Source organism: Streptosporangium sp. NPDC048047 (assembly GCF_040653115.1).
In the GTDB taxonomy this organism is placed as follows: domain Bacteria; phylum Actinomycetota; class Actinomycetes; order Streptosporangiales; family Streptosporangiaceae; genus Streptosporangium.
This window is the reverse complement of the sequence record NZ_JBEZNH010000146.1, coordinates 1-1,111: the sequence shown is the minus strand read 5'-3', so window position 1 is coordinate 1,111 and position 1,111 is coordinate 1. Positions and strand designations below refer to the sequence as shown.

At 65.2% G+C, this 1,111-nt stretch carries 1 pseudogene; it reads left to right on the top strand.

The features are described 5' to 3' along the window. Positions 1 to 1,111 (top strand): annotated as a pseudogene (locus AB0D67_RS39140) (DNA-directed RNA polymerase subunit beta); the annotation flags it as partial.

Below are 1,111 nucleotides of genomic sequence, written 5' to 3'. Positions count from 1 at the left end.
GCGGCTCGCCAGGCCGGGCGCAAGGACGTTCCGGCCCAGTCGGGCCTCGAAGAGATCTTCGAGGAGATCAGTCCCATCGAGGACTTCTCCGGGACCATGTCCCTGTCGTTCCGCGACCACCGGTTCGAGCCGCCCAAGTACTCCGTTGATGAGTGCAAAGACAAGGACATGACCTACTCCGCCCCGATGTTCGTCACGGCGGAGTTCATCAATAACACCACCGGTGAGATCAAGAGCCAGACCGTGTTCATGGGCGATTTCCCGCTCATGACCGGCAAGGGCACCTTCATCATCAACGGCACCGAGCGTGTCGTGGTCTCCCAGCTGGTCCGCTCCCCGGGCGTCTACTTCGACCGCAGCGTCGACAAGACCTCCGACAAGGACCTGTACGGCTGCAAGGTGATCCCCTCGCGGGGCGCCTGGCTGGAGTTCGAGATCGACAAGCGCGACAGCGTCGGGGTGCGCATCGACCGCAAGCGCAAGCAGGCGGTCACGGTGCTGCTCAAGGCGCTGGGCTGGACGAGCGAGCAGATCCTGGAGCGCTTCGGCCGGTACGAGTCGATGCGCGCCACGCTGGAGAAGGACCACACCGCCGGCCAGGACGACGCTCTGCTGGACATCTACCGCAAGCTGCGTCCGGGTGAGCCGCCCACGCGCGAGTCGGCGCAGGCGCTGCTGGAGAACCTGTACTTCAACTCCAAGCGCTACGACCTGGCGAAGGTCGGCCGCTACAAGATCAACAAGAAGCTCGGCGTCGACGCCGACATCACCCAGGGCACGCTGACCGAGGACGACATCGTCGCCACGATCGAGTACATCGTCAAGCTGCACGCGGGCGAGGTCTCCATGCCCGGCGCGGCCGGCGGGGAGATCGTGGTCGAGACCGATGACATCGACCACTTCGGCAACCGCCGCCTGCGCACGGTCGGCGAGCTGATCCAGAACCAGGTCCGTCTGGGCCTGGCCCGGATGGAGCGGGTGGTGCGCGAGCGTATGACCACCCAGGACGTCGAGGCGATCACGCCGCAGACCCTGATCAACATCCGCCCCGTCGTGGCGTCGATCAAGGAGTTCTTCGGCACCTCCCAGCTGTCGCAGTTCATGGACCAGA